Raw genomic sequence first — 403 nt, forward strand, 5'->3', positions numbered from 1 at the left:
CTGACTGCAAGCACCTTGGGCTTATAGCTCGGGATTATTCTGCTGATGAGAATCTGCGTTTTGCGTGTCGTTCGGAACAGGAAGACAGGCGACGCTTCAGGCTTCCTGCTGGTGGTTTAGAATACGTTCCAGAGGTTAAGGAAGCGAAGGAATCACGCGGAGAGATTTTTGATGCAGGACCGTCTGAGAATGGGTGTGAGTCATCTTCTCGGATAGGTTTTTATGAGCTTCTTCGTCGCAACAGTGGGAACAAGGTTGATGTGTTTAAACATCTTGAACGCATTGGCAGGGATGAGGCCATAAGGCTTCAATCTGATCGCATTGCTGACAGGCTTGAAGGTCTGGGGATTCCGTCTAGGCGTAAGAAGCAGGATGGCACCTTTTTCAAGGTGGGTTTGCTGTC

1 protein-coding gene is annotated in these 403 nt (G+C 49.4%); it reads left to right on the top strand.

Going from position 1 to position 403, the window contains the following annotated elements; translation table 11 throughout:
• Positions 1–403: hypothetical protein (locus KP705_RS18545; RefSeq protein ID WP_215765369.1), on the top strand; the 403-nt coding region annotated here is incomplete at both ends.

Source organism: Gluconobacter sp. P1D12_c (assembly GCF_018812105.1).
GTDB classification, from domain to species: Bacteria; Pseudomonadota; Alphaproteobacteria; order Acetobacterales; family Acetobacteraceae; genus Gluconobacter; species Gluconobacter oxydans_A.